Annotated in this window: 8 protein-coding genes; all 8 read left to right on the top strand. The window is 31.7% G+C overall.

Annotation, left to right across the window (positions count from 1 at the left end):
• Positions 1 to 120: 120 nt before the first annotated feature.
• The 8 genes from NR125_RS29010 to NR125_RS28975 all read left to right on the top strand — a co-directional run bounded on the left by NR125_RS29010 (position 121) and on the right by NR125_RS28975 (position 7519).
• Positions 121 to 891 (top strand): helix-turn-helix domain-containing protein, encoded by a 771-nt coding sequence (locus tag NR125_RS29010; RefSeq protein WP_256816815.1) that lies wholly within the window; start codon positions 121 to 123, stop codon positions 889 to 891.
• A gap of 65 nt (positions 892 to 956) precedes the next feature.
• Positions 957 to 1835, top strand: coding sequence for a TnsA endonuclease N-terminal domain-containing protein (locus NR125_RS29005; protein ID WP_071159285.1), 879 nt, complete (start codon positions 957 to 959; stop codon positions 1833 to 1835).
• A complete protein-coding gene (locus NR125_RS29000; RefSeq protein ID WP_256816814.1) occupies positions 1808 to 3670 on the top strand; it encodes a Mu transposase C-terminal domain-containing protein in 1863 nt (620 codons plus the stop codon). Before NR125_RS29005 ends, NR125_RS29000 begins: the two co-directional genes overlap by 28 nt.
• Positions 3670 to 4812, top strand: coding sequence for an AAA family ATPase (locus tag NR125_RS28995; protein WP_256816812.1), 1143 nt, complete (start codon positions 3670 to 3672; stop codon positions 4810 to 4812). Before NR125_RS29000 ends, NR125_RS28995 begins: the two co-directional genes overlap by 1 nt.
• 45 nt (positions 4813 to 4857) lie before the next feature.
• Complete coding sequence (locus NR125_RS28990) at positions 4858 to 5364, top strand: TniQ family protein (protein WP_256816811.1); 507 nt, start codon at positions 4858 to 4860, stop codon at positions 5362 to 5364.
• Between the two features lie 30 nt (positions 5365 to 5394).
• Entirely contained in the window at positions 5395 to 6189 is a 795-nt protein-coding gene (locus NR125_RS28985) for a hypothetical protein (RefSeq protein WP_256816810.1), read from the top strand.
• Between the two features lie 307 nt (positions 6190 to 6496).
• A complete protein-coding gene (locus NR125_RS28980; RefSeq protein ID WP_139266887.1) occupies positions 6497 to 7204 on the top strand; it encodes a hypothetical protein in 708 nt (235 codons plus the stop codon).
• A gap of 144 nt (positions 7205 to 7348) precedes the next feature.
• Entirely contained in the window at positions 7349 to 7519 is a 171-nt protein-coding gene (locus tag NR125_RS28975) for a hypothetical protein (protein WP_175502217.1), read from the top strand.
• The last annotated feature ends 348 nt before the right edge of the window (positions 7520 to 7867 follow it).

The raw sequence follows: 7867 nt of genomic DNA, 5'->3' as shown, positions 1-7867 counted from the left end.
CAGAAGTGTAAAATCTTATCAAGCAAAAACTGTCAACTTTATTCTAGCGTTCACAACTGTCTTATACATAAGATCAAATTAGAAAATAAGTGTCCTACTTGTACTTCAGATATGTATTTTTTGGACCGTAAAGCTAGACCGGGTTTTTGCTCAAAATGTGGTAATTGGCTGGGAATGAATTTAATTAGTAATATTTCTGATGAATTGTATAGAGAGCAATTTATTGCTCATATGTTGGCCTATAACCACAAAAAAAAGAACTTAAAACTCGAACGACATAAGATTTCTGAATCTTTAAATTTTTATTTAGGTAGAAACTTTGAAGGAAAACTGTCTACAGCAGCGGAAAAGCTAGGTTTTCCAAAAACTACTTTCAGATGTTGGATAAACGGAGAGAATATACCACCTATCGATTCTATAATACAAATCTGTAGGTGTCTTAATCTAAGTATTACGGAATTTTTATCGAAGGAAGAAGCTTGTTATAAAGCTGAATATTTAGACTACAGAAAATGCTCAAAAAATAAAAGACTGAAAAAAGATCATCTCTTAATTCAAAAGTTACTAGAAAAAGTAATAAATGAAAAGATACCAATGACAATAAGCGGACTAGCAAAAATTTGTGATTGTGACAGAAGACTAATTTCTAGGCAGTATCCTAAACAATGCGAGGTTATCAAAGGTATTTATTCAGAGTTCTTAATTAGCGGAAAAAGAAAAAGGACAAAACTTATGAAGAAAAAAATGGAAGAAGCTTTTAGTATGTTAATAAAATATGACCTATATCCAAGTAGAAGAAAAGTTGAGTCCTTATTAAATGATAAATACTTAGTAAAAGAAGAGAAGGTATCGAAATTTTGGAAAGAATTAAAAGAGAAGTATTATATTTAAGATTAAGGCTCTGAAAAAATTAAAACTGGGCTTTTATATTATTTTTCCATGAAGGGGATCTTGAAATGAATTCTCTAAATGATTTATATAAAAAAATGAGTTTAGATGATAATACTATTTCCTTAATAGATAGGATTAGAACTTCTGATCCGGTTCGAAAAGTTCACAGTAAGGCCAAAAATGTAAGTGGTTTTTATCCATCTAAAAAAATGGGGCTTACTATACAATTCGAAAGTAGAACACTTGAACTTGCGGCCATCTATACAATGGAATTTAATAATGATGTTGTTGAGTATTATGATCAACCTTCTACCTTTAAAATCGTTTATCAACACAAGGGAAAAAGACGGGGCCATCTTTACACCCCTGATTTTTTCGTAATTGAAAACGATTGGATAGGATGGGAAGAATGGAAAACAGAAGAGGAAATGAGCAAACTCATTTTAAAGTACCCGGGCAGGTACATGATAGACGAGAATGGAGTTTGGAGGTGCCCTCCAGCAGAAGATTATTCTAATAATTATGGATTGTCGTTTAGGATACGTACATCGAAAGAAATAAATTGGACGTTACAAAGGAATTTAAGATTTTTGGAAGACTACCTAATTGCGGAAAATATAGTAGTAGAAGATCAAAAAATTAATCTGATTAAAACTTTAATAGGTAGAAAACCGGGTACCACAATTGAGGAACTTATTTCTCTAGACAACATTTACGATGCCGATGATTTATATACGCTGCTTGCTACCAATGAAGTTTATGGAGATATAGAAAACAACTTAATCACGGATTTTAGTGATTTCCCCATTTTTTCTAGTAATGAAGTAGCAATTGCTTATGTAAATTTAACTAAGTCAGAAAAAAAAGATGAATTTAATCCTTCCGCTTTTAAAATGTACCCAGGTCAACAAATGAATTGGGAGGGGATCTTTGTACTATTTTAAATATCACTGAATTCAAAGTTACCATTTTAAATGAGGGAAATATTTTAGAGTTACCACATGAAGCTTTTACAAAGCTTTTAAACAATGGAACGATTAAAGGCTTTAATGAAGAAGAACAACCAGAAAATGATAATGTTTTACAGTACTTTCTGATGGCAAGTCCTTCAGAGTTGGAAGAAGCAAATAGAAAATACAATATTTTAATTAGTGCATTAAACGGAGAAAGCTTAGAAGAACTTAATGTCAAACCAAGAACGTTTAGAGACTGGAAAAAGAAATTTAGGGAGGCTGAAATTAAGTTAGGAAATGGATATGTTGGACTTCTTCCTGCTAGACATAATCAAGGGAATAGGTCTCGGAAACTTAGACCAGAGGTAATAACGTTAATGGAAGAATATATTCAAGATAAATATGAAGATGTAAGAAATCCAAAAGCGTATTCTGTATATAAAAAGTTTGAAGAAGCTTGCAAGTGCATGGGGTTCGAAGCACCAAGCTTTGTAACTTTTTGGAGTGAGATCAAAAAACGCCCAATTCATGATCAAATAAGAAAGAGAAGAGGTCCGAAAGCAGCCTATTCAACAGAAAAGTTTTATTATGAATTGAATTTATCAGCACCAAGACATGGGGATTATCCATTTAATATCTGTCATATTGACCATACATTATTAGATATTGAATTAGTTTGCTCTGAAACTAATAAGAATCTTGGAAGACCGTGGCTTACAATTCTAATGGATGCATATTCAAGAAGAATTCTTGCGTTTTATTTAACTTTCGATGAACCAAGTTATCGTTCTTGCATGATGGTTATTCGGGAGTGTGTTAGAAGGCATTCAAGGTTTCCGAAAGTCATAGTTGTTGATGGAGGAAAGGAATTTCATAGCGTTTATTTTGATACTCTGGTTGCTACATATAATGGACGAAAAGAAAAGAGACCAGGAGGAAAGCCAAAATTTGGCTCTGTTTGTGAGAGGTTGTTCGGAACAACAAATACAATGTTCATTGATAATTTATTGGGAAACACACAAGTCATGAAAAATATAAGAGAAGTAACAATGGACTTTAATCCAAAGAATAAAGCAATTTGGACTTTAGAATCCTTTTATGAAATCCTACATCAGTGGTGCTATGAGGTTTATGATCAATATGCACATTCTAGCTTAGGAGATAGCCCTAGAAATACCTTTATTAACAGATTATATAAGACAGGTAAAAGAAAACATACTATGATTAAATACGATTTAACATTCAGAATGTTAACATTACCATCTACAAGAAAGAAAACTGCGATTGTACAACCGGGACGAGGAGTAAGAATAAATAATATTAATTATTGGTCGGATTTTTTAGAACATCCTGAAATAGAAAGAAAATCTGTTCATGTGAGATATGATCCTTACAACATAGGGTATGCCTATGCATATGTAAATAAAAATTGGATTAAGCTTCAGTCTGAATATATTTATGTGTTTGAAAATAGAACTGAAAAGGAAATTAAACTTGCCACTCAAGAACTAAGAAAAAGGATGAAAATAACAGGAGAACAAAAAGAAATATCTGGAAATTTAATTGTAAATTTTTTAGAATCTATCGAAGCTAAGGAAGTTTTGGAATTACAACGTTTAAGAGACCAGGCGTTGAACAATGTATTCCAGGTCATTGAGGGAGGACAAACAAACAATCCAAGACCAAAAAAATTTGTCTCAAAGAATAAGACATCAACGAATCTTTCAATAGTTGATCAAGAAAACAAAAAAGGTGAACCAGTTCCCGCTAATAAAAATTGTAATGAGAAAAAGACTAAATTTGTTGTATACGAGGAGTTTTACTAATGGATCAACTACTTTTCCCATGTGATCTTTTAGACAAACCAGTTGAAGATAGAATCAGTTATTTTAAAGAATACACAGTAGCTCATCCACATTTGAATAAAGCATTTAAGGAATTATTAGATAATATAATGGTCTGTGAAAGAAATGAAATACTCTTGGTTTATGGACCAACAGGTGTAGGCAAATCAACTATTTTTAATAAAACTTTAAAGTATTTTTACGAATTATTAGAGGAAGAGAAGAATGAAGATAGGGGATTAATACCCATAATTGGGGAGGAAGTAATCTCTCCGGACGATGGTAAATTTGATTGGAAAGATTTTTACATAAGGGCATTAGAAAAATTGAAGGAACCCATGATTGAATTCAAAAAAAATATTTATGTAAATAGTAAAGGAATCTTACCCAAAGATAATAGTAGATCTACTTATGGGAGATCTCTTGAAAACGCATTAATACACAGAAAACCAAAAGTATTTTTAATTGATGAAGCACAGCATATGACAAGAATAGCTCATGCAAAAAAATTAAAAGATCAAATGGAAACATTGAAATCCCTTGCATCAAAAAGTAATGTTCCAATTGTACTCATTGGAACTTATGACATATTAAAGTTCCGGAATTTAGGGGGGCAATTAATAAGAAGGGGAATGGATGTACACCTTCCAAGATACAAAGCGGAGGTTGAGGAGGATAGGATTAGTTTTAAAAACATACTTTGGATGTTCCAAAAACATATGCCTTTAAAGGAGGAATTTCAATTAATAGATCATTGGGAATATTTTTTCATACATTCTGCTGGTTGTGTTGGAATCCTAAAATTATGGCTAAATCGAACTTTAGAATTTAACCTTTTAAAAGACCCAGCAAAAAAGTGTCTGCTATTAGAAGATTATAAAAGATTTGCATTAAGTTTAGATAAGGTAGATAAAATTGCTGATGAGATTATTGAGGGAGAAAAGATCTTAAAGCAAAGTAAGGCGAAGGAAAGTAGTATTTATTTAAAACTTGGATTAAATAATTTAGAAGAAGAGTCTATAGGACACGAACATGTTTCTAATAGGGTTGGAAATAGAAAGCCGGGTGAAAGAAACCCAAAACGAGATCAGGTTGGACTTGGAGAATTTGAGAACGCAAATTAAAATAATTGAATATCATTAATAACAAAATAAGGCGGGTTTTAAGCAATGGAAGATAATGTATATATCCAAAATGATACAAGCGTTTTGTATAATCTCTCGCCAATTAACATTGGAACAATGGAAGTTGAAAGTTTAACCAGTTACATAGCAAGGTTGTCTGAAGAACATTGTGTTAATGTTAATACTCTGATTAATGAAATCTTAATTAAGGAGATTGAAAAAGAAGGATTATATCGGAGAAGAAACCTATCAGCAATATATAAAACTTCTACTTCGAAATTTAATGGACTTACAACTGCTGCGGAAAAGCATAGTAAAATACTTAACAAATTAACTGGAAGGAATGATTTGCAATATATAACCCTGATTCCATATAAGGGTATTATTAATAAATGTTATCTTTTGAGTGAAAATAAATACTGGTGCCCAATTTGTCTAGAAGAAATGAAAGATAGTAATGACGCAGTGTATGAAAAGTTAATTTGGAATTTTCAATTAGTTGATATTTGTCATATACATCATATAAGGCTTGAAAATAAATGTACATACTGAAATACAATTCAAAAGTCATTACAATATAATATGATTAATGGCTATTGCCAAAAATGTAAAAGCTGGTTAGGGAGAGAGGCAGCTGAAGTTAAAATTGAAAAAGATTTAGATAATGTTTTCATAATTGGTCAATTACTGGAAAACACCTCGCAATATTATCCATTTAATAAAGAAATAATACAAAAAAACCTAAGAAGTTTATATGAAATTATACCTTCACCCAAGCGGGAATATCTCGAAAAAAACATTGGGATATCAGATAAACAAATTTCCAGGTATATTAGCGGAGACTCGAACGGCTTGACTATACAGTCTTTTATTAATATTTGCTTATACTATCAAATTTCAATGAGAGAATTGATTACTAACTATATTGATTTCTCATTAGAAGTAAGAGATGAAAAAAAGATTAATAGATTACGAAAGTATAAAAGAGTAGATGTGAGAAAACTAGAAAGTGATTTGAAAGAATATCTTAAACTTACTCACAAAAGAAAAGCACCTATTAGTATTCTTTACATTGCAGAACAACTGGGTGTTTCAGACTTTACGTTAATTAAATACTTCCCTGAATTAATTGATCAGTTAAAAGAAATAAATAGAAAGTATAGAGCTGATGTATGTATAAAAAGAAAAAATGAAAGAATGGAATTAGTAAGAGAAGAGACTATTAAATTATTTCGTTCCGGAATATATCCGAGTTTTAGAAAAGTAAATAGTAAGTTGCCTTTTACTATAACAGGTTTTGAAAAAATTTATCGAGATAAGTGGGAGGAAACCATTTTGGAATTAGGTTTATCCCAAAGAGTCAATCAATATAATTAAGTTAATCAGAACGTAAAAAACCTTTTTAAAAAGGAGATGGCTGTATTAGTTGGGTTAGTTAAATTAATAGGTATGACTCCACCTGCTGTTTTATATGATATAACTTATTAAGGATATCTTTGCCTTAATTATAATATTTAATTATATCCTTGCCTAAAATTCAAAAATCTTTATGAATTGAGCTATAATACCTTGGGATTTTTTTTTTGTTCGTATAATTCCTTATGAAAATTGAACAAAGTGTTGTGATTTCAAGGGTTGGCAAGGATATCCTTAAATAGTTGGTGATAATATCGTTAAATTCACAATGAATAGAATGCTAGAATGTGATGATGATAAATCATTAACAGATTTAGTCTATGAACCATGCGTAGGAACAGGAGCCATGGTGTTACCATCCAAAAGTTTAAATGTGGTAGCAAGTGATCTATCGCACCTTATGGTACGTGCAGCGGCAATTCAGGCCTTTTTATATAAGCCTTCTATGTTGTATGTTCCAAGGCCGGTAATCGGTTTGCATGCAGACCCAAAAGAGCTCAGAATCAACAAGTACTTTGAGCTTGAAGTGGACTCTAGAATTTACTGCGGCGATTCCCTTCTAGGGGAGTTTACGTGCCCTAAAAACATCTTCTTAGAAGGCAGCGAGTTTGTTGATGTGTATTTTCATCCGCTGGATCTGGCGAAACACGAGATATATTCATTCGAAGAGGAGTTAAGTAAACCGTGGGTGTCTTTGTCATTAGAGGTTCAAAAAAAGATTGTCGCCGCAATGGCCAGGGAGATTCAACCTGATAGAACGATGACAAACCCTCCATTTAATGCGAAAATACCAAAGCATGAAAAAGAGCGCATGAGTGAGATTATAAAAAGAAACCAGGCATTTATAGAGGAACGGAAAAGCAAAGAACGTCTCAGCATGTTCCAACAAATTGAGGAAGATATTGAACAAAAAATGGAGCTTATAACTACTGATTATAAGGGTGTAAGTAAAGAGCAGCTTATGTTCGCTTTTTAATTAAATTTTAAAAAAAGTAGTAGAAATATCCAATATACCTTGATAGAATTTATTTATATAAGATGAAAAGGGAGCACCCCTACTAACAATAATAATTGTGGTAGGGGTGCTTTTTTTTATAAAAATTATAGGAGGAAACCAAAAATGCCCATGATGATTTATTTGTATTTAGTTTTGACTGCTATTTTTCTTATTGGTGGCGGAGTATTGTATATTTTAGGATGTCTTTTTGATAAATCCTGGTTCTCCAAAGTCGGAATTGGCGTTTTAGCGCTCAGTATGTATACTATTAATCAAGCAAGTATATTAGTGTAATGAAAAAAAGCGGCCTACACTTTATAAGTGGATAGGCCGCTTTTTTTTATTTCTTTCGATCACTTCTCTTCTTTTCTCCTACCTCATTTCTCTCGGATAAATAAAAATATTATTATTCAGGTAAATTTTTTCAAATTTATATAGATTGATATACCCAAATATTATTTCAGTGGTTTGGACTCATTTTTATATTGAAACACGATTTTAGCAGGTAAGTACAATAGAATTTGGATATCTGAAACCAAGAGCCTGTCCCTACAGTATTTGGTAATTAAATAAATAAACATTTTAAAAGGAGCATTCCTGTTAGAAGGATTTTCGGGACTTGAACAAAAAAGAGCCCTCTTG

This window comes from Cytobacillus sp. Bac17 (assembly GCF_024519925.1).
Lineage (GTDB): Bacteria > Bacillota > Bacilli > Bacillales > Cytobacillaceae > Cytobacillus > Cytobacillus pseudoceanisediminis.
This window is presented reverse-complemented; position numbering and strand designations above follow the sequence as displayed.

What these genes read in the sequence shown, in the direction of transcription:
- NR125_RS29005 (WP_071159285.1), top strand. Translation starts at nt 957, where the DNA reads ATGAATTCTCTAAATGATTTATATAAAAAAATGAGTTTAGATGATAAT.
- NR125_RS28995 (WP_256816812.1), top strand. Translation starts at nt 3,670, where the DNA reads ATGGATCAACTACTTTTCCCATGTGATCTTTTAGACAAACCAGTTGAA.
- NR125_RS28990 (WP_256816811.1), top strand. Translation starts at nt 4,858, where the DNA reads ATGGAAGATAATGTATATATCCAAAATGATACAAGCGTTTTGTATAAT.
- NR125_RS28985 (WP_256816810.1), top strand. Translation starts at nt 5,395, where the DNA reads ATGATTAATGGCTATTGCCAAAAATGTAAAAGCTGGTTAGGGAGAGAG.
- NR125_RS28980 (WP_139266887.1), top strand. Translation starts at nt 6,497, where the DNA reads ATGAATAGAATGCTAGAATGTGATGATGATAAATCATTAACAGATTTA.
- NR125_RS28975 (WP_175502217.1), top strand. Translation starts at nt 7,349, where the DNA reads ATGCCCATGATGATTTATTTGTATTTAGTTTTGACTGCTATTTTTCTT.